Annotated in this window: 17 protein-coding genes, 1 other RNA gene and 2 pseudogenes; 12 read left to right on the top strand and 8 right to left on the bottom strand. The window is 53.0% G+C overall.

The window, feature by feature from the left end; genetic code table 11:
* Positions 1-16: 16 nt before the first annotated feature.
* The 7 genes and pseudogenes from SH580_RS13315 to SH580_RS13290 form a co-directional block, all read right to left on the bottom strand.
* Positions 17-823, bottom strand: a complete 807-nt coding sequence (locus tag SH580_RS13315) for an RluA family pseudouridine synthase (RefSeq protein ID WP_319831345.1) — start codon at positions 821-823, stop codon at positions 17-19.
* Between the two features lie 77 nt (positions 824-900).
* Positions 901-1158, bottom strand: coding sequence for a 30S ribosomal protein S20 (gene rpsT, locus SH580_RS13310; protein WP_319831344.1), 258 nt, complete (start codon positions 1156-1158; stop codon positions 901-903).
* A gap of 79 nt (positions 1159-1237) precedes the next feature.
* An RNA gene (gene rnpB, locus SH580_RS13305) (RNase P RNA component class A) lies at positions 1238-1621 on the bottom strand.
* 94 nt (positions 1622-1715) lie between these two features.
* Positions 1716-1937, bottom strand: a pseudogene (locus SH580_RS22055) (type II toxin-antitoxin system death-on-curing family toxin); the annotation flags it as partial.
* A gap of 21 nt (positions 1938-1958) precedes the next feature.
* On the bottom strand, positions 1959-2099 hold the full coding sequence (locus SH580_RS13300; RefSeq protein ID WP_319831343.1) for a hypothetical protein: 141 nt from the start codon (positions 2097-2099) through the stop codon (positions 1959-1961).
* Complete coding sequence (locus SH580_RS13295) at positions 2096-2272, bottom strand: hypothetical protein (protein ID WP_319831342.1); 177 nt, start codon at positions 2270-2272, stop codon at positions 2096-2098. The genes SH580_RS13300 and SH580_RS13295 overlap by 4 nt, the downstream gene beginning before the upstream one ends.
* 86 nt (positions 2273-2358) lie before the next feature.
* On the bottom strand, positions 2359-3111 hold the full coding sequence (locus tag SH580_RS13290; RefSeq protein WP_319831341.1) for a putative 4-mercaptohistidine N1-methyltransferase: 753 nt from the start codon (positions 3109-3111) through the stop codon (positions 2359-2361).
* Positions 3112-3189: 78 nt separating this feature from the next.
* On the opposite strand from SH580_RS13290, the gene SH580_RS13285 reads away from it, so the two are divergent.
* Positions 3190-3969 carry a DUF432 domain-containing protein gene (locus tag SH580_RS13285; RefSeq protein WP_319831340.1) on the top strand — a complete coding sequence of 260 codons (780 nt, stop codon included), beginning with the start codon at positions 3190-3192 and terminating at the stop codon, positions 3967-3969.
* A 1-nt stretch (position 3970) separates the two neighbouring features.
* Positions 3971-4795: a mechanosensitive ion channel family protein gene (locus tag SH580_RS13280; RefSeq protein WP_319831339.1), complete on the top strand. Its 825-nt coding sequence runs from the start codon at positions 3971-3973 to the stop codon at positions 4793-4795.
* A 194-nt stretch (positions 4796-4989) separates the two neighbouring features.
* On the opposite strand, the gene SH580_RS13275 is transcribed toward SH580_RS13280, so the two are convergent.
* The gene (locus SH580_RS13275) at positions 4990-6144 is read right to left on the bottom strand and encodes a M29 family metallopeptidase (RefSeq protein ID WP_319831338.1); all 1155 of its coding nucleotides are present in this window, start codon (positions 6142-6144) and stop codon (positions 4990-4992) included.
* Positions 6145-6289: 145 nt separating this feature from the next.
* On the opposite strand from SH580_RS13275, the gene SH580_RS13270 reads away from it, so the two are divergent.
* The 10 genes and pseudogenes from SH580_RS13270 to SH580_RS13230 all read left to right on the top strand — a co-directional run bounded on the left by SH580_RS13270 (position 6290) and on the right by SH580_RS13230 (position 20940).
* Positions 6290-6862: a sugar transferase gene (locus tag SH580_RS13270; RefSeq protein ID WP_319831337.1), complete on the top strand. Its 573-nt coding sequence runs from the start codon at positions 6290-6292 to the stop codon at positions 6860-6862.
* An 18-nt stretch (positions 6863-6880) separates the two neighbouring features.
* The gene (locus SH580_RS13265; protein ID WP_319831336.1) at positions 6881-7177 is read left to right on the top strand and encodes a hypothetical protein; all 297 of its coding nucleotides are present in this window, start codon (positions 6881-6883) and stop codon (positions 7175-7177) included.
* Positions 7174-7870: pseudogene (locus SH580_RS22050) on the top strand (SDR family NAD(P)-dependent oxidoreductase). The gene SH580_RS13265 and the pseudogene SH580_RS22050 overlap by 4 nt, the downstream one beginning before the upstream one ends.
* Positions 7871-7965: 95 nt before the next feature.
* Complete coding sequence (locus tag SH580_RS22045; RefSeq protein WP_345786197.1) at positions 7966-9222, top strand: class I adenylate-forming enzyme family protein; 1257 nt, start codon at positions 7966-7968, stop codon at positions 9220-9222.
* 848 nt (positions 9223-10070) lie between these two features.
* Complete coding sequence (gene ilvB / locus SH580_RS13255; protein WP_319831334.1) at positions 10071-11789, top strand: acetolactate synthase large subunit; 1719 nt, start codon at positions 10071-10073, stop codon at positions 11787-11789.
* 589 nt (positions 11790-12378) lie between these two features.
* A complete protein-coding gene (locus SH580_RS13250; protein WP_319831333.1) occupies positions 12379-13581 on the top strand; it encodes a tyrosine-type recombinase/integrase in 1203 nt (400 codons plus the stop codon).
* Between the two features lie 913 nt (positions 13582-14494).
* Positions 14495-17254 (top strand): type I restriction-modification system subunit M, encoded by a 2760-nt coding sequence (locus SH580_RS13245; protein ID WP_319831332.1) that lies wholly within the window; start codon positions 14495-14497, stop codon positions 17252-17254.
* Positions 17157-17990: a restriction endonuclease subunit S gene (locus SH580_RS13240; RefSeq protein ID WP_319831331.1), complete on the top strand. Its 834-nt coding sequence runs from the start codon at positions 17157-17159 to the stop codon at positions 17988-17990. The genes SH580_RS13245 and SH580_RS13240 overlap by 98 nt, the downstream gene beginning before the upstream one ends.
* Entirely contained in the window at positions 17984-18592 is a 609-nt protein-coding gene (locus SH580_RS13235; protein WP_319831330.1) for a restriction endonuclease subunit S domain-containing protein, read from the top strand. The genes SH580_RS13240 and SH580_RS13235 overlap by 7 nt, the downstream gene beginning before the upstream one ends.
* Positions 18589-20940 (top strand): nSTAND3 domain-containing NTPase, encoded by a 2352-nt coding sequence (locus tag SH580_RS13230; RefSeq protein WP_319831329.1) that lies wholly within the window; start codon positions 18589-18591, stop codon positions 20938-20940. The genes SH580_RS13235 and SH580_RS13230 overlap by 4 nt, the downstream gene beginning before the upstream one ends.
* The last annotated feature ends 1 nt before the right edge of the window (position 20941 follow it).

Here is a 20941-nt window from a genome sequence, read left to right as displayed (position 1 = left end):
GCAAGTTCCTATTTTTTTACTCCCCCAGCTCCATCCGCCTCAAGAGTAGTCGCAGGTGCTTGGGAGGCGGGCAGTAAATCGTGGCTTCAGAGTCGCCGGGGATCAATTGCACCTCGGCCAGATGGAGTGCAACACCATGAAAAGCAGGCAAATTAAGCCCCGCGCGTTGCTTTTTAGGATGGAGATCACGCTGACTAGGCGCTTCAGGACCGCCATACAGATCATCCCCCATCACGGGAATCTCCATCACCGCGGCATGCGCCCGCACATGGTGAGGACGAAAAAAATCAACCTCAGCCTCCCAGAGCGCCCATCCCTTGGCCGACTCCGCGACTCGCTTGAAGTCCGTAAAAGCCTTCTTCCCCTTAGCAGTCGAGGGGATCATCTTCGGCTTCACATTATGCGGCAGCAAGGGCGCATCGGCTCGCATCACAGGCTCCAGTCCAGCTTGAGCCGCCGCAACAAATTGAAAACGAAAGCGACAATCCCCCGAGCCAAAACGGTTACGCAAATCAGCCAGCGCATCGCGATTCTTCGCAAAAAGCGCCACCCCGGAAATCACAGGGTCGAGATAATAGATCGAGCCAAAGAGCGTGGCATCGCGACGCAGTAGCTCCGGCTTCCCTGCCTGCAGCTGCGCATTGAGCGCCGCGTCCATATCCGGCTCGTCATCCCAAGGATAGGCACGCGTGCCGACACCGGCCGGCTTTTCCAGCGCAATCCAATCCGCAGTCTCCGCCAAAACCGGCATGCGATAAGGCGCATCCCCCAACAAAGGAGGCGGAAAGCCAATGGCGTTTTTCTTATTAGGTTTCTCAGACACGCGAACAGTAGATACAAAATACCCTCGGCTCGACAAGCGTAACCGAGGGCATCTTCTAGAAAGAGCAAAAATGCAACTTAGGCAGCAAGAAGCTGTGCGCAACGCGCCTTATGACGAGCGATCTTGTTAGGATGCACCAAGCCATTCTTACCAGCCTTATCAAGAGTGGAGATGTAATTACGAACAGCAACCGAAAGCGCGTCCTTATCACCCGCAGCCGCCGCAGCAGCAACCTTCTTATAGAAAGTCTTAAGACGAGTCTTGACCTGACGATTACGCAGAGCGCGAGTCTCTGTCTTACGGATGTATTTAAGTGCTGATTTTGTGTTAGCCATAGCTGAAAAAAAGTTAAGAGGCGGGAAAGTGGGGGTACCCAACGAGCCTGTCAAGACGTAAATTTTGATAAAAGAGTGTCGATTTCGAAGTGCTGTAAGCCGGATTTTGTCCGCCGCGCGCCGAAGCGATTGGCTGTGCGTTCATTTATCTATCCCGCCGAAGCGAAATTCCCACCGAAGTGAGATGCGACATACCCGGAATCATTGGACGGGCCGCCCGATCCCCTATTTTGCCTTGCACCGGATTGGGTTTATCCTGCCTCCTTCGTTACCTCCGGAGCGGTGAGCTCTTACCTCCCCATTTCACCCTTACCTCAAACAAGTTCGAGGCGGTATAATTTCTGTGACACTATCCGTCACGCCAAGTTACCCTGACGCGCCCCCGTTTTCACAGGGAATCCTGCCCTACGGTGTCCGGACTTTCCTCTCAATCTTACGACCAAGCGAACGCCCACACTCCGAAATCGACTCGCACACGCTGGCTCGCCAATTCTTAAGGTGCAAGCGGTAATTTAGGAATTACACACGACGCCAGCGGCCATCAGAGTCAGAACCCCCTACGCGAGCAAATCGCGCAACAACTCAGCCAATCCGACACGATCTAGTCGATGTTCAGCAATTCTAATCAATGCATCATAAAGAGGTTCAGTCAGCTCGAGTTTCGTCTGCACGCCATTTAGCTTCAAAAAGACAAGACAGGCTGCCATAGCTGCTCGTTTATTTCCGTCGAGAAACGCCTGGGCTTGCGCGATATGAAAGCAGTAAGCCGCCGCAACATCATAAAGATCACCGTTCGCATACTAGTAAACATTTTGAGCCTGGGCCACTGCGCCTTCAAAAAGAGAACGACTCCGTAGACCTGCCGAGCCGCCGTAAATCTCCAGGCCACGTGCATGATAAGCCTCAACCTGAGCTGCGGTCAAAAAGACCGGATCACTCATTTTGCTAACTTACGAAACAACTCAGGATGCTCTTCAAAGACAGCTTCCCCAGCCGCTTTAGCGGATTCATCGTCGGCATAGCGCACCTTGGCGGAGTTCTCCTTCCGGATAAACTCCACGACCTTACCTTGTTCACTATCAGGCAAGCGCTTAAATTGGTCGATAACCTCCATTGCATTCATAGGACTTAACATTGGCGATTACGCAATTTTTTGCAAGTCAACGATCAAGGCACTAGCAATAATTTACGAATTGCACTCTACACGCGACGCCAGCGGCTCGCTTGCGCGATACTGTATTGAAACTTGCGCGCATGCTCCCGAATCAAAAAGGGCATATCCCACTGCGCCTCCAGCACGAAGGCGGGCTGCAGCGCCTGACGCAGGCCGGCAAAAGAGTCGGCCGCCCCATCGCCGAGCCAATTGGCCGATGCAGTGTACTCTTCCAACCAAGTAAAGGGAGTCGTGATAAAGAGCTGCCCCCCAGGCCTCACGAGCTCTGGTAAACGCCGCAGTAAACGCATCGGCTCGGGCAGCCGACAGATCAAATTACAAGCGACCACGAGGTCGAATTGCCCAATGTCTTCGCGGATATGCTGCGCATCGCCTTGCTCAAAGTGCACGCGACTGCGATCAATCGTGGGATCGAGCTCCAGTAGGAGCTGCGTCGTCGTGGAACCTTCGTCCAGTCGCGTCGCCGCATGCCGCCCATCGCTCGCCATGCGGCTCGCTGCATGAATAAAGGCCTGCGAATAATCCACCCCAATCACCTCTTTACAATGACGCGCCAGCTCAAAGCTTGAACGCCCGACCGAACAACCAAGGTCCAGCGCACGCGCATCCGCCGGCAAGCGCGCAAATTCCGGCCCCTCCAGTGCACAGCGCTTTGGAAAGTCCAAGGCATCGCCTCCACCCAAAGAATATGGAAATTGCTCCGCGGCACTGGCATAATGAAACACTAAATACTGCTGCAACAGCTCATCGGACTCGTAAGGGTTATTTTCTGACATCATCAATGATACAAACTGAAGGATTGAAGAGTTAGCAAGAAGCCGTTGACCTTTCTCAGCAAAACCAATAGTAGCTACAATATGTCATCCGACACTTCCCCCTGGGGCTTACATCCATTTTCCAATCAAAAAGAGATCCGTCTCCAATGGGAACAACTCCGCATCCGCATCGTTAAACGCGGCAGTGATCTACTATTGGTCGAGAACCGTGACGGCAGCCACAGCGGCATCCAACTCGGAACCTATCCGGAGTCCGACTTTCGGCGCTATGCTTTCCAAAGCCCGGTCGAAAGTATCCATGTGCAACCACGCACCCCCGATCGCCCGCTCGTCGTTCAACCCATTCACCCGCTACGCCTAGCACCGCGGGCCAAGGTCGAGTTCTACGTCTCAATTCCATTGGACATTCAACTCTTCGCCGGCGAAGGCAAGTCAGGCGAAAGCATCGAACGCATCCGCGGCGAGATTCTCTCCGACACATGGTTCGGCGATCTGGCCGGCGGGGTGCTCTGCTACGCGATCAAGAGTCGCGCCCGCCGCGAATGCCCTACGATCGACTCTGAAACCACCGCTCGCGCCCTGTGCAAAGTCGAAATTCACAACCGCTCGATCGAGCAACTGCACTGCACCAAGTTTTGCCTACGCCTGGACCACTGCCACCTGTGGCGCAGCGAGGCCTCACTCTGGACCTCTCCGGTGCATATACGCTTCAATGGCAACGACCAGCTCAGCTCGATCGACTACAGCGAGAAAGCTCCCAGCGAAGCGCCGCAGGCCACAAAAATAACCGAGGCCACCGAAGCGCCCCTCAGCGGCCTCATTCGACGCACATTTGCCGGACTCGGCAACTCACTCACATAGCATGAAACCGCTAGACCTACCGACCATCCTCCACACTCTGGCCGTCCTCTGCATCGGACTCTTCTTGGTATTCTTCATCGGGCGCCTACTCACTCGCGTGCTGAAGCCGCGCTTCTCGCCTCACCACCTACTGCTCGCGCAAAAATCCTTCCTCTATGTCGGCATCGTACTGGTCGTCTGCACAGTGCTGATCCAGCTACAGGTCAACCTGACCGCCGTGCTCGGTGCGGCGGGCATCGTCAGCGTAGCCATCGGATTCGCCGCGCAAACCAGTCTATCCAATCTGATCAGCGGCCTATTTTTGCTCGGCGAACGCCCCTTCGAAGTCGGCGATACCATTATCGTCAGCGGCACCCGCGGCGTCGTGCTCTCCATCGACTTACTTTCGGTCAAACTACGCACAGTCGACAACCTCTTCGTGCGCATGCCCAACGAAACACTGATCAAAGCCGAGGTCACCACCGTCACCCGCTTCCCGATCCGACGCATGGACATCAATATCGGGGTCGCCTACAAAGAAGACGTCAAGAAGGTCATCCGCGTATTAAAAGAAATCGCCGACAGCAACCCACACTGCCTCAACGAGCCAGAGCCGCTCGTACTCTTTAAAGACTTTGGAGCCTCCTCACTCGATTTCCTACTAGGCGTCTGGTTTGAGAAGAGCAAATTCGTCGATCTCAAAAACGGCATCATGCAAGACATCAAAGAACGCTTCGACCAAGAAGGCATCGAGATCGCCTTCCCACACCTAACCGTGTATGCCGGCAGTGAAACGCCGCCTTTCCCCGTGAGCGTGACTCAACAAGCAGACGAACTGAATAAGTAGCGGGGTTCTTTAGCCCCCCGTCCAGCGCCATCCCCAGCGCACTCTGCAAGAATGTTGATTTTCGGTTACCGGTAGGGACCTCTCGCCGAGAGGTCCGTTCGCCAAATGAAACCGATTGCCAAAATGAAACATACGACTACTGGGCGATCAATAGACAAACGGCGATTTTGGCAAAACCGCCCTACCTGAAGAATCTACCCTTCCAACAAATCCACCATATATTTCGATGGCTTGTAATGCTCGATCAGGATTTCGGTCTGTTCGCCACGAATCATGCGCGCTTGCTGTAAGCGAATTTCGGGTGTCTTATGCGGCGCGTAGAGCACGTCATCGTGCGAGGCATTGGCATGCTCTTTAAACAAATCCGGCGTGATCTGACCGCCAAGGTGATCGTCGCGTCCGGTCGCTACGTGAATCGTGCCGAGGATTTTTTCATCCTGAATATCACGCCCAGAAAATGGCAGCACTTGCGTGCCAAAGCCGAGTTCGCCCAGCGCACCAATCATAGGATCTTCCTTCAAACGACGGTTGTGATCTTCGATCTCCGCATAGTCTCCATATACAAACTGCGATTTCACGATCTTGCCGTCTTCTACATGCAATAGACCGATGGTGCTTTCGTCGTATTTAAACGGGAAAACACCTTCCGCACTTTCAGGCACGAAATAAACCTCACCCGCGGGCAAGTTGGCCACGTCCGGCTTGCCGGGAGGGCACAGACCGTGGCTTTTCTGAGCCTCCTGCCCATTGGTGTGCAGGATCAAAGTGTAGACTTTGCGCTCCACCTCGAAATCAATTTCAAAGCGGTCGGCCTTCGTCAGCCCCAAACGCAGCTTTTCCGCCTCCGCGCTCACCACCTCGTAATCCACAGCCAGGCCGGTATCCAGGATGATTTGATTCAGTCCGTGCAAAGTCGCTCCACGGAAGCCGAACTCCTTGCACTTCGCAGTCAGCGGAGCCGTCGCGGAAAAAGTCGAGACCGTCAAAATGATGTCGTACTTGGTATAAATATCTCGATCCAAGCTCAAGTGATTGCCATCCGGATCGTAGCAATCGTCCTCCATATCCAGATTACTACCGCCGGTTTCCTTGTAGGCAAAAATATCACCGCCGGTCCAGTTCATCTCATCCAGGGCGCCCGCCTTGAAGCCCTTATAAAAGACTTCGTGCCCATAATTCTGAATCGAGAGTGTCTCGTCCTCTAGAAATTTATAATCTTCGATGTCAGCCGGATTCGGCAAATCGATCAGGATGCAGACTTTTTCCCCATTACCGCGACCGAAGCAAGTCGTCAGCAGACGAGTGAGACTGAATGGAGGGAAGCTGCGTTCGTTGGCGTCGAGTATCATGGTTCGTTGGCGTTAGTTAGGCAATAAAGTCAGGCGAAAAAGTTCAGAGCAGACACAGAGCTGTGTCAAAGCTAGGTTTGACTGATAGGGCTGAGGTGATGAAATCGCAAATGATTTTGAAAATTTATCCTAATTCCAAGCATTCATGAAGCGCCTATTCGACATCCTATGTAGTCTCTTACTCTTGTCGGTATTGTGCCTACCACTGCTACTGCTCTTAATCCTGCAGCTAATTAATCTCGGCCGCCCCCTCTTTTTCAGACAAAGGCGTGCAGGTAAAGACGGGCGCGCCTTTAACATTCTCAAGCTCCGCTCCATGCGCAATGGCCCCGGCAGCGACGAGGAACGTCTCACCACCTGGGGCCAATTCATACGCAGCACCAGCCTCGACGAACTGCCCGAACTATGGAATGTGCTCAAGGGCGAGATGAGCCTCGTCGGCCCGCGCCCGCTACCGACCATCTATTTAGACCGCTATTCCGCTGAACAAGCCCGCCGCCATGAAGTCCGCCCTGGCATCACGGGTTGGGCCCAGGTCAAAGGCCGCAACGGCCTCACATGGCAACGACAATTCGAGCTCGATCTCTGGTATGTCGAAAACCATTCCTGCTTGCTCGACCTAAAAATCCTCTGTTTAACCATTACCACCGTTCTCCGCCGCGAAAACATCTCCGAAGAAGGCCACGCCACACGCAGCGAATTCCTCGGCAACGAATAATAACCTCACGATACTCTCATGCCTGACCGCCAAGCTATTGAAGCTCTCATCATTGAATCCGTTCAAATGCTCGCCGAAGACTTTGAACTCGAAGCACTCAAACAACCCGACTCCGACAGTCCTCTTTACGGCGAAGGCGGTGCACTCGACAGCATGGCACTCGTGAATCTGATCGCCGATATCGAAGAAGCGCTGGCCGAAAAGTTCGAGCGCTCCATCGCACTCGCCGACGAAAAAGCGATGAGTGCCAAAAATTCGCCCTACCGCAGCGTCCGTAGTCTGACCGATGCCGTAATCGAAAGGATGCCCGCGTGAAGACGATCGTCATCACAGGCACGCGCAAAGGCATCGGCAAAGAACTCGCCGAATATTACCTCGCCCAAGGCTGGAAGGTCATCGGCTGTTCACGCGGTGAAAGCAGCATCTCCCACGAGCAGTACCAACACTTCGCACTCGATGTGAGCGACGAACAAGCGGTCGTCGCCATGGCCCGCCAAATCAAAAGTAGCCACGGCAACGTCGACGCCCTACTGAACAACGCGGGCATCGCCTCGATGAACCACGCCTTGCTCACCCCCGCCCACACAGTTAACCGCATTTTGCAGACCAACGTAGTGGGCACCTTTCTCTTCTGCCGCGAAATGGCCAAACTCATGCGCCGCAGTAAAAGCGGACGCATCGTCAACTTCACAACCGTCGCACACCCACTCAACTTAGAGGGTGAAGCCATTTACGCCGCCAGCAAAGCCGCCGTGGAGAGCCTCACCCGCATCCTCGCACGCGAGTTGGCCCAGCTAAAAATCACCGTCAACGCCATCGGCCCCACCCCCATCGAGACCGACCTCATCCGCGGCGTGCCACAGGCCAAGATGGACGCTTTACTGGCCCGCCAGGCGGTCCAACGCATGGGCGAAGTCCGCGACGTGATCAACGCCGTCGATTTTTACCTACGCGACGAAAGCGATTTCATCACCGCCCAAGTACCTGTATCTCGGCGGAGTTTGTTAGACGATGAGCTCCTCACCCCCAAACGTAGCGGGACAGCCAACCCGCTTCGACCACCAAAACGTAGCGGAACGGGGAACCCGTTTCGAGCGCATGGCATGAACTGGATCCGCAACAAGCTAGCCGCCTACACCGATCGCATCGCCTGCCACGAAGGCGGCCGCGCCTACAGCTATGCCGACTTCCTTGAACTGATTGATCAAGCAGCCGCGAAGCTCCCCTCGGGCAATCGACAAGTCGTCGAGGTGCAAACACCCACCACCATCGAAGGGCTGGCCACACTGCTCGCAATCGCAGAGCGCGGCCACATCGCCCTGCCCCTCCCGCTCGAACTGCCCGCAGCGGAGCAAGCCAAGATGCGTCAAGTCGCCGCCGCATCTCCCCTCTACGATCAACTCCAAGGCAGCGGCCTAATACTCTTCAGCAGTGGAACCAGCGGCGAGCCCAAGGGAATGCTGCATAACTTTGATGCATTACTGCAGCGTTACCAAAACATTCACCCCCGCCAGGACCGCAGCTTGTTGCTCTTACTGATCGACCACATCGGCGGCCTCGACTCCGCCTTTCGTTGTCTGTTTGCAGGCTCCACACTCGTGGTGCCCACGGCCCGCACCCCCGAAGCCGCAGGTGCCGCGATTGCCACGCATCAGGTCAATGTGCTGCCCGCCTCCCCCACGTTCCTCAACCTCATGTTACTCAACGGCGTCGCCGCCTCACATGACCTAAGCTCCGTCGAGATCATCGCCTACGGCGCCGAGGCGATGCCACAAACAGTGCTCACCCGATTGGGCGAAGCCTTTCCCAATGCCCAGCTGCAACAAAAATTCGGCACCAGCGAAACCGGCGCGATTCGCATAAAAAGCGCCGACAACGGCAGCCTCTTTTTTCGTATTCAAGATTCGGAGACACAATGGAAGGTCGTCGCAGACGAACTCTGGCTCAAGACTCCCTCGCGCATCCTCGGCTATCTCAACGCCAGCAACGACTCGCTCGAAGCCGACGGCTGGTACCGCACCGGCGATCTCGTCGAGACGGACGACAAAGGATACCTCCGCATCCTTGGCCGCGCCAGCGCCCTGATCAATGTCGGCGGACAAAAAGTGCACCCCGCAGAGGTCGAAGCCGTGCTCAACACAGTGCCGGGCATCACCGCCAGTAAAGTCTTCGCCAAGCCCGCCCCCATCACCGGCAATGCCGTCGCCTGCGAAATCGTAGTTAATAAAGAGCAAGACCTCCGAGCTTGGAAACGCGCCATCCGCAACCACTGCCGCGGCCAGCTGGCCCCATGGAAGATCCCTTCCAGCATCGCAGTCGTCGACACGTTTGCAGTCAACCGGCGCATGAAGCAGCAGTGAGACCTGAGAGCTAGAAAGAGTAGTCAGAAGACAGAGGCCAGAGGCCAGAGATGAATATCAATCAGTTATGACACTTCCTGTCTCGCCAAAATGGGAGCTGCTCAAACCTCGGCGCACCCTGCGGCAACTCAAGAACCGTGGGGCAAGCTAGTATGAAATAACACCGAGGCCGACTCTGACTCTGACTCAGCAGATGCGGCATGTCCTCCGTAGCCTTGTCGTAGGTAGGAGATCCGCGTTGCCGGGATCGCAAATCTCCGCATTTGCCCCGTATACGAGGCACAGTCTAATGAGCCGATTCAGAACTAAAAAATGCAGGGACCACTGATCTTCACTAATAATGAGTCTTCAACAATCCTCTACGCAGTAAAAGCCAACAACGCGAGGCTCGCGGTCGAAAACACGAATCAAACAACACATCATTCTAATCCCCACGCAATCACGTCTCGATGGAATGATTTTGCCTACAAATCATTCTGCCCAAAAATCATTCTGCAAAAAACAAAGCCCAAGCCAGCTACCAGCTCCCTAAAAATCACGCCAAGCAGACCACAAAGACGTCGCTAGCGCGACATCGCGACAAACCATAGAAATGAAAAAAATCTTTGACAAAGGCTCTATCGGAGCAGACAAAGAAAAAATCTAATTTTGAAATGAATCAATTCTTCGCAGTCGTGCTCGTCAATGTAGTCGTGGTCCTAGTGACCTCGATCGGATCTGCGCGGACTTAGAACACACTTTATATTAATTCTAAAAACCCCCGCCGGATTCGATCCGACGGGGGTTTTCTTTTGCCCGCGTCGCGCCGAATTCCTCAAGGGAATCACCACACAGCCACAGACAATATCATGAAAATGACCGGAGCCGAACTCGTTATACGATTACTTGAACGCCAGGGTATTCGCCAGATCGCTGGCATTCCCGGAGGAGCCAACTTGCCCCTCTACGACGCCCTTGCGCGCCGACCTGTAATTCAACACATCCTCGCCCGCCATGAACAGGGCGCTGGCTTCATCGCCCAAGGCATGGCTCGCACCACCGGGCAGACCGCGGTTTGCTTCGCCACCAGCGGGCCGGGCGCGACCAATATCATTACCGCCATCGCGGATGCCAAACTGGACTCAATTCCAGTTGTTTCTATTAGCGGGCAAGTTCCGCAGCACTTGATCGGCACCGACGCCTTTCAAGAGGTCGATGTTTTCGGCATGAGCCTCTCAATCACTAAGCACAACTATTTGGTTAAATCGGTTGAGGAACTTTTGGATACGATTCCCGAGGCCTTTCGCATCGCGGCCAGTGGCCGGCCGGGCCCAGTTTGGATCGATATTCCCAAGGACGTTCAAAACGCCAGCATCGAGTTTGATGAGTGGCCCGAGATCGGCAGCGCCACTCCACGCATCGAACCGGAGAGCCCAGCGATCGAACAAGCGCAGACGATGATCGAAGCCGCCGAACGACCGATCTTATATCTGGGCGGCGGAGTTATTCACAGTGAGGCATGTGAACAAGTTGGCGCCCTCGCGGAACGCTCGAATTTGCCCACAGTGAACACTTTGATGGCGATGGGCGCCCTACCAACGGACCATAGATTATCACTTGGAATGCTTGGAATGCACGCTGCGCCCTATACAAACCTGGCTTTGCATGAGTGTGACCTACTGATTGCAGTCGGCGCACGCTTCGACGACCGCGCGACCGGCAAGGTTGCAGAGTTTTGCCCCAATGCGAAAGTTATTCACATAGATATTGACAGTAGTGAACTGGGAAAAATCCGCCAGCCCACCCTCTCGATCTGCGCCGACGTCGCCGCCACGCTGGATCAATTGCTGCCCACATTGCCGCAACGCGCGCGCACGCACTGGAATGCACGGATCGCCGAATTGAAAGCGGAGCACCCGATGAATACACCCGGCGCGGAAGATCCCACACGTCCTTACGGTTTGATTGCCGCCATCGCTCGCCACGCGGGGCGCGACGCCATCGTTGCCACCGATGTTGGCCAGCACCAGATGTGGACGGCCCAGGCCTTCCCGTTCATGCGTCCACGACAGTGGTTGACGAGCGGCGGTCTCGGCACCATGGGCTTCGGCTTGCCGGCCGCTCTCGGTGCCGCGCTCACTGATCCCGATGAGACTGTTGTTTGCATCAGCGGCGATGGCAGTTTCTTAATGAACAACCAAGAGATGATCACCGCCGCGGAGGAAGGTGCGGATCTGAAAATCGTCTTGATGAACAATCAGACTTTAGGCCTCGTTCACCAGCAGCAGACATTGTTTTACGGCAAACGTCTGTCCGCCTCCAAATTCAAGCAAGGGCCGGATTTTTGCATGATGGCGCAATCGATGGGCATCGCTGCGGTCGACCTCGCGGACGAGCCCGACATCGACGCAGCGCTGGCGCGAGCCTTTGCGATGAAAGGAGCGGTTCTCATTCACGTCCCGATCTGCCCCGAGCAGCAGGTTTTGCCGATGGTTGCCCCCGGCGGCGCCAATCACGACATGATTCGACATCCCGAGCTGGACAGCAGCGAAAAGAACGATGCCGCCCCAGCGGCTCATAGAAATTAAGTCAGCCCCCGCCGGTCCACTCCTGCAGCAGGCTGAGCCCCGAAGACCTCCGCGCAAGCGGAGGTCTTCTCTTTGGTCGGGGTGACAGGATTGCTTCGCCATCTTCGCTCGCGTTGCTCGCTACGTCGAACCTATGGTGCGACTTGCGTCGCATCGCTGCTACGCAGCTCTTTTCGAATCCTGCCCCCCCCTATAGACCAAAAAAAACCTCCGCTTGCGCGGAGGTTTCTCTTTGGTCGGGGTGACAGGATTCGAACCTGCGACCCTCTGGTCCCAAAGCAGGACTCAACAAACACCGAATAACTACAAATCAATATCTTATGTAATTATTGAAGTCGCAAAACTTGACAGTTGCCAATAAAGTTGCCAAATCTGCACAAATGGCGCGTAAAAAGAAGATGCAGAGATTCGTAGTAAAGCCGCACAAAAACCCATCAGGATCAATTTCGTTTCGAGTCACTGGAAGTAAAATCGATGGTGTGCGTGTGAGAGAAAACTTCTCCACCAAGGCCGAAGCTCTGGATCGCATGGGGGAACTTAACTCGAACAGGAGGGCGAAACTCTATCCCGGACTCTTGTCCGCACTTCATTGAATGAAGATCAACTGGCCGATGCGGAGGCGGCACTGAAGGCATTAGAAGGGAGATCCTTAACCCAGATCGTCAATGACTACCTATCCCTTGAAAGTAGAGCTCTAGAAGTGGGCGTGACGAGCCTCAGGCATGCGATACAATTCACCGAGAAACACTACCACCCGGAGATGCTAGAACTAAGCCTCTCTTCCGCAATCGAACAATTCCTAAAGGGCAAGGAAGACAAGCGCCCAAAAACTTACTCGGATTATAAAACCTCAACAGAACTTCTAACGAAGCACCTCGATCCGAACAAACTGGTTAGCCAAGTAAACTTCCGGGATATCGAGCAGATCCTGAATCGTTACGAGAATCTAACCACACGTAAAACTTACCTTGGGGGACTCTCCACCTTCTTTAATTGGTGTGTGCGCCGAAAGCATGCCCTGGAGAACCCCTGCAAGCAAATCGATCCTCCTACACCTGATGACAGTCAAATCGCAATCTTAGCACTAGATGAGGTCAAAAGGCTCCTCACACTAGCCATGCACTATCGAGACGGGGAAATGGCTTCTGGTATCGCGATCGGCTTATTTGCGGGTCTGCGCCCGAGCGAACTGGTCGATCTAACTCCGAGAGATATTCAGAACGATTCAATCGCGGTAAGCGGCGGGAAGATGAGACGTAAAAAAAATCGCGACGTCCCCATTTCAAACAACCTGAGCCTTTGGCTGAAAGAGTTCCCTTACTTAGGTCAGCCCAAGGGAAGCAGAGAGAAAATGCGCACTCTCAAGAAACACACTAAGGCTAAAGATTGGCGGCAAGATGTGATCCGCCATACCTCCATCACTTTTCAATACGAGAAATTGAAAAATTCTGTGCAGGTCGCCGAAGACAACGGAACATCTACCTCAATGATTAATCGTCACTACCGACAAAGCATTGATGACCCTAAAGACGTTGAGGCCTTCTGGACGATCACTCCTGAATCTCTCCGAGAAGAAAACATCTCTGTGGAACTCCCCCCAGTAAAGCAACGCGTAAACTGGCCGGCTGACAAACAACTCAAGAAAATGGTATGGATGGGACCACTATCTGCCTTGTCTAAAATCCTGCACGTCTCCGACACAGCGATTAAGAAACGCTGCGAGAAGAAAGGGATTGAGCTGCCGCCATTTGGGCACTGGCAGAGAGAACAAGCGAAGAAATCGGGCTCTTAAAGATCCTAAGGGACTCATAACGCGCTTGCCTCAAGAATAAGGAACTTTGAGGTACTCATCACTGATGGCATCTATCACACTATCACTCCCCCGGGAAGATTGCGGCGACGGGGAAGAAGCTACCCGCTTCGATAGGATTGAGCAATTCTGTGTCCTCCATTATTCTGTAAGTCGTTGATATTAACGATGTGTATGGTCACGTGAGCGAATTACTGGCTCCCATTACCCGTGGAATGCGGACCAACAGGCATTCTTAGCCATTTGGTTCTTCCACCTCAAGCACAGCAGATGAATATTCCGTAAGTCGTTGATATCAGCGATGTGTATGGTCACTTACGTTTTAATGAGAATGAGGAGGAGCAACCTTGGTGAAATCTTAGGCAGGGTATAATTTCCTCCATCAATTTTCTCGGTAGAACCTGTAAATCTCCACTTAAGAGGGCAATATCCCCCTACCTGCCCCCGTCATTTACCTATAAACATCCGCTCCAATTTTATAAATACAAGCAGAACAATAAGTTATATATTTTATGTTTTTTGCACTTTTTTCGCTTAACAAGCAAAAAAGTCCTAACCCTCTGAAAATTATAAAGGCTGTTTCTTCGCGATGAGTGATACTCTTTCATGTCCCTTGCCCCTCCGCCCTTCTTTCATAGGTGCCATTGAGAACGCTCACTAGAATCGCATCAATGAGATCCGCGTGTACGGACCTCCCTTCGACCATCCAGAGGCCTTTCACCGAGGATCTGAGCGACTCGCAGGAGCTTCCCCTCGCGTCCTGCGCTAGAACGATTCTCGGAGTCAGAAAGCGCTTGTGAATAACTCGGGGCGTATTTTCGAAAAGAATCGACCGATAAAGTTTTGAGGCCTTAATTCGTGGGGATTCGGTGGAGTCGCCGTTTTGCTGCTTATTATGTCCAAACTTACGCTTTCTCAGCTTTCTAATCTTCTCTTTCGTGCCTGCGATGATCTGCGCGGGAATATGGATGCTTCGGAGTATAAGGAGTATATCTTCGGTATGCTGTTCTTGAAGCGCCTCTCGGATCTGTTTGATCAGGAGCGGGTGAAGCTGGAGGCGGAACTGCGGGAGCGCGGTATGCCGGAGGGCGCGATTGCGACGCAGCTGAAGAATCCGGACAAATATACCTTCTTTGTCCCGGAGGATTCGCACTGGTCGACTATCCGTCACCTGAAGACGAATGTGGGCTCTGGCCTGAATAAGGCGCTGGAACGGCTGGAAGAGGAGAATATCGACGCGCTGGAGGACGTGCTGAAGCATATCAACTTCAACCGTAAGATTGGTTCCAACGTTTTGACTGACGATACGCTGGTCGATTTTATTCAGAATTTTGAGAAGATCCCACTCAAGGATGAGAACTTTGAGTTCCCGGACCTACTGGGAGCCGCCTACGAATACTTGATCAAGTTCTTTGCGGACTCGGCGGGTAAGAAGGCGGGCGAGTTCTACACCCCTTCGGAGGTGGTGCGGGTGATGGTCGAAATCACTGCGCCGCAGCCGGGCATGAGTGTGTATGATCCGACCTGTGGCTCGGGGGGTATGCTGATCCAGACCCGCGACTATATCAACGAGTGCGGGGGCAACCCGCTGGACCTGACGCTGGCGGGGCAGGATCGGATCGGCACGACTTGGTCGATCTGTAAGATGAATATGCTGCTGCATGGCATCCCACACGCGGACATCCGCCAAGAGGACACCTTGCGTCACCCACAGCATAAGAAAGACGGTGAGCTGCAGCGCTTCGACCGCGTGTTGGCGAATCCTCCTTTCAGCCTGAACTACAGCAAGAAGGATATCGACTTCCCTGGTCGCTTCCCGGTGTGGATGCCGGAAAAGGGCAAGAAGGCGGATTTGATGTTTGTGCAGCACATGATCGCAGTGCTGAAGCCCAACGGTAAGCTAGCGACGGTCATGCCACACGGGGTGCTCTTCCGTGGCGGTGAGGAAGCGGAGGCGCGTAAGCACTTCATTTCAAAAGGCTGGCTGGAAGCGGTCATCGGACTGCCTTCGGGGCTGTTCTATGGCACGGGGATTCCGGCCTCGATTCTGGTCTTCAATAAGGAGGGCGCTCAGGAACGGGAGCATGTGGTTTTTATCAATGCGGATCGTGACTATGAGGAAGGCAAAGCGCAGAACTTCCTGCGGGCGGAGGATATTTCCCGCATCGTGCATGCCTACCGTAGCTTAACCGTCGCAGGGGCTCCCGAGATCCCGGCCTATGGCCGCCGGGTGCCGATTACGGAAATCGCCGACGAGGGCTACAACTGCAACATCCGCCGTTATGTGGACAACGCCCCACCACCCGAGCCGCATGATGTGCGGGCGCACTTGCATGGCGGGGTGCCGACGGTGGAAGTCGATGCGCTGCAAGCAGCCTTTTGGTCGAACTACGGCGGTTTGAGAGAGCGCTGCTTCGTGCCGCGCCCAGTGAACGCTGCCGTGCCCGTCGAAGCGGACGCGCTGCAAGCCGCCGAAGCGCAGGCTCCCTACTCAGGTTTCAGGTCTCAGTCCTCAGCCCTCGGCGTTGCCTACCTCGACTTTGCACCTGAAATCGAGGATCGGCGTCAATTGGCGGGCATGGTCGAGCGCGACGAGAGTGTGCAGATTGCACATAAGGACTTTATGGATCAGCTCGAAGGCTGGTGGCAGGCAAACTTGCCCCATGTGGAGGCGCTGGCTCCAGCGGGAGGTAAGAAGGGCAACGTCTATGAACTGCGACGCCTTTTGTTCGAATCCATTGAAGACGCATTGAAGGATCAGACCTTGCTCTCCCCGCATCAGGTGCGCGGAGGGCTGGCACGCTACTTTGAGCTGTTTAAGCCCGAGTTTAAATCGATTGCCTACAGTGGTTGGAATGCGGAGCTGATCCCCGACGAGGATATTTTGCAAAGTCAGTTCCCGGAACTACTCCAGGAGATGGACGAAAAACGCGGACGGATCGCGGAGCTGGATGCCTTGTTCACTGCGGCCAGCGAAGAAGATTTCGAAGACGAAGAGGATACCGGCGTGCTACCCGCGGAGGATGTGAAACGCTTAAAAGACGAGCTAAAGACATTCACTGCCACTTACAAACAAGCCTTTAAGGAATTAAAGTCATTGGCGGCGGATCTCTTTACCGAGTTGAATGCGGCGGGACAGATTCCTGCCGGGAAGAAAAAGAAGGATTACGCGGTCAAAGGCACGGCGGGCGCACCCGACTTTGCCAGTGCGCAAGCGATCCTTGACCTGGTCGACTCGACTCAGTTTCAGAGCGACTTCGTTGCCGAAATTAAGATGCGGATGACACTGGGGCAGGATTCTTACACTGAAGCACAGAGCATCGATACCAAGCTGACACGCCACAAAGCACTCGAAGACGAAGGCAAGCAACTCAAGGCCGACATCCGCGCCACTGAAAAAAAGCGCGATGAACTCGTCACAGCCGCCCGCGCTAAGATCGATAGCGATGAAGCCAAACGCGTGATCCTAGAGCGCCTGCACCGGATTCTCTTGGCCACGTATCAGCGCTTCCTACGAGCGCATCAACGCGAATGCCTGAAGTCATTGGAAAGCTTGCATGCAAAATACGCAGTCACCGCGACGGAGATTGAGCAGCAACGCGATGCTGCCACCGCAAAACTCAAAGGTTTCTTGGAGGAATTGGGGTATGAGTGACCCGAGCTTTGCGACTAAATCTCTGTGGAGTGTGTGTTCATTGATTACCGATGGATCTCACTTTAGCCCAACGCCATGCGAAGAGGGCTTTCCTATCGTCAATGCAAAGGATATTCCTAAGGGACGTATCAACTTGTCTAGTTGCACTCTAATTTCAGAATCGGATTGGAGGTTGCTCTGTCTGCAAAACTGCTCCCCAACAGTAGGAGACGTTCTACTTTCGAAGGATGGGACTATTGGGCGTGTTGTTCATTATCGAGAAGAGCTTGGGGTCGTGTTACTATCGTCCGTTGCTATATTACGGCCTACTGAGGCGATTGATTCTGAGTTCCTAGCTCAAGTCCTAGCATCTTTTATCTTTGATAAGCAGTTGTTTGGCCTTCAGTCGGGGAGTGCGCTGAAGAGATTAGTCCTTGGCGATATTAGAAAGATTAAGATACCTTCCCCTCCACTCTCGCAACAACGCCGCATCGCCGAGATCCTCTCGACGGTGGACGATGCGATTGAGGCGACGGAAGCGTTGATTGCGAAGCAGCAGCAGATCAAGCAGGGGCTGATGCACGACCTCTTCACCCAGGCGTCTGGACGGCGGAGTCCATTGCCCGCGCCCAACAAGCAGGCTCACCCGCTGCCACGTCCGCGAAGCCCGGCCAACTCCGCCCGTCCCGCGAAACCGCTCCCGAACTTTACCAGGAGTCACCGCTGGGATGGATTCCGAAGGATTGGGAGGTGTTGAAATTGGGTGAGATATTGAAGCGTTTTGGCGGACGCTTACAAACTGGCCCCTTTGGTAGTCAATTACATGCTCATGAATATCAATCAGAGGGCGTGCCTGTTGTTATGCCTCAAGATATTAATGATGGATGTATTGGCGTCCGACAAATTGCCCGCATCCATGAGCGTCGTGCCGAAGAACTCGGACGTCATAGAATGCGAGTTGGTGACATCGTAATTGCCCGCCGTGGCGACTTGTCTCGTGCTGCTGCTATCGGTGAAGCCGAAGTCGGTTGGTTATGTGGGACTGGTTGCTTTCTTCTTCGACTCGCCGGCAGTTCGCTCAGTCCTGATTTTGCTTCGCTCGTTTATCGTCAGAGCTTTGTTCAGCGCCAAGTTGATGCGCGTGCGGTTGGGGCGACAATGCCGAGCTTGAACAACGCCGTCATGTCATCGTTGCTGTATCCATTTTGTGCAACAGAGGAGCAAGAGCTTATCGTAAAGAGGATTGCTTCATCAGAAAATGTGTTGGTGGAGAATCTGAAAAATCAACATGCTTTAAAGCAACAAAAACAAGGCCTGATGCAGGACCTGCTAACGGAGAAGGTGTCGGTTCAGTTATGAGCGAAGCGCAGATCTCCACAGTTGAACCCGCGAAAGCACAGGCGTCTAAAATCACCTTCGAGCTACATACATTGGGATGGGAGGCATTTCAGAATCTGTGTGGCTGCGTTTTGCGTGAGAATCTAGGGCAAACATATACAGTATTTTCATCAACTAATGATGCCGGACAGGACGGGGCATTTCAGGGGACGTGGGAACAGAAAGGCAAGGAAAGTTATGCCGGGCGATTCGTTGTGCAGTGTAAGTTTACATGTAAGCGTGATTCGAGTTTATCCTTGTCGAATCTAGAAGATGAGTTGGAAAAAGCTGAGCGTCTCGCCGCAGCGGATCATGCCTCGACTTATCTACTGGTGACGAATGCTAAGGTAAGCGGTGCGAGTGATAAATTGATTCGAGAGGCGTTTTTGAAGATTCCGAAGATCAAGCACTTTGATATTTTAGGAGAGGAGTGGTTAACCGATCAGATACGAGAGTCACGTCGGCTACGTGCATTGGTTCCCCGGCTTTATGGGCTCGGAGACTTGTCTCAGATTCTTGATGAACGAGTTTATCAGCAAGCGAATGAATTGCTTCAAAGTTGGAAGGAAAACTTGGCTAAGTTTGTCCCGACTGCTGCGCACCGTAAGAGTGTGGAAGCTTTGCAGAACAAGCGTTTTGTCATGCTACTCGGAGATCCGATGGCCGGTAAATCTACCATCTCGGCTGCTCTAGCATTAGCTGCTGCCGATAACTGGGGGTGCTCTCCTGTTTTTGCGACAGACCCGGATGATTTTAAACGACATTGGAATCCTGATGAACCGAAGCAGTTTTTCTGGATAGACGACGCTTTTGGTCAGACGCAGTATAATGGTGCTTTGGCACAAGGATGGAACCGTGTGTTTCCACTATTAGCTACCGCAATAAAGAAGGGAGCACGCGTGGTATTTACGTCTCGCACCAATATTTATAACGCGGCGAAACGAGACCTGAAGCTTTCTTCATTTCCATTGCTTACGGATTCTCAAGTCTTGGTAGAGGTTGAGAAATTGGGGCTACCTGAGAAAGAGCGGATACTCTATAATCATCTCCGCATGGGGGAGCAACCGGTTGAGTTTAGAGCTAAGGTTAAGCCTTTTCTTCCGGCTTTTGCGGAGCATCCAAAGTTCCTTCCTGAAATCGCCCGCCGCTTAGGTGATCCAGCTTTCACGCAGGATTTGTCTGTTAGTGAGGCAGCTCTCAGTTTGTTTGTGGAGGAGCCGACTCAGTTTTTGATCGATGTTATTAAGCAATTAAGTGACTCTGAATTTGCCGCTTTAGCCCTTATCTTTATGCGTTCTGGACAAGCTTTGATCCCCTTAGAATTGGATCAGAATGAGGGGGGTGCTTTGGCGGTTATAAACGCAGGTGTCGCTGATCTTCGTTTAGCTTTGGTTTCTCTTGAAGGAGTTTTAGTTAAGAAAGCATACGATGCTGGTAGCCGATCATGGAAATTTAGTCACCCTACTATTCGGGAGGCAATCGCCAGTATCATTTCAAGTGAAGATGATTTGCTGGATATTTACCTAGCTGGCGCTAAAGCATCTGAGATTGTTAATGAGTGTGCCTGTGGAGTTTCGGAGATGGGAGAAGCTAAAATTTTGATCCCTCCGCATCGCTTTTCACTGGTTATTGAGAAGCTAGATGCTCCTGACTCAGATGCATTTCGATTTAATTATTACTTATGTCGATTCCTAGGAACTCGTTGTTCAAAAGAGTTTTTGGCGCTCTGGGTTAAGACCGCTAAATCTTATCACTCAGATTTTATCCAAAGGCCTCGTAATCCCGCTTCGAATTCTAACTTTTGTTCACTTATTTCAAAACTTAAAGAATTTGATCTGCTAGATGAAAATATTCGGTTAAATTTCATTAAGAGTATAAGGAGTGTCTTAGAGAATGATCTAGACTCGACTGGGTTAGATCCTGATTTTTCGAATCTTTTGTCCAGTGCTGAGCGTGCTGAACTATTAGATTTCTTAAGGCATAAGGTGCTGCCAATCGCCAAAGATGTAGTTGACGATTATGAGGCGGATTTTGATCCCGAATATGATGAGCCTAGCTACTATCTAGATGATCTTGATGGGAATATCCGGCGTTTATATGATCTGTTTGATGAAGAAAAAGATGAAGATGATATCGCCATTGATTATATCGATGAGGCCTATGATGAAATCCGAGAAGCTGTAGATCGGCTAGAGGAGAAAGCGGCCGAAGCAACTGACGAAGACGACGATGAAGAAGAGGAAAATCAGGATATGGCTTCTTCTACGGATCAAGAGATTGAGGATGACGAGCTAGATGCGAGAAGCATCTTTGATGATGTTGATGCTTAAA

It is taken from the genome of Coraliomargarita algicola (assembly GCF_033878955.1).
Lineage (GTDB): Bacteria > Verrucomicrobiota > Verrucomicrobiia > Opitutales > Coraliomargaritaceae > Thalassobacterium > Thalassobacterium algicola.
Note: the sequence above shows the minus strand (reverse complement) of the source record. Positions and strands in the feature narration are given on the sequence as shown.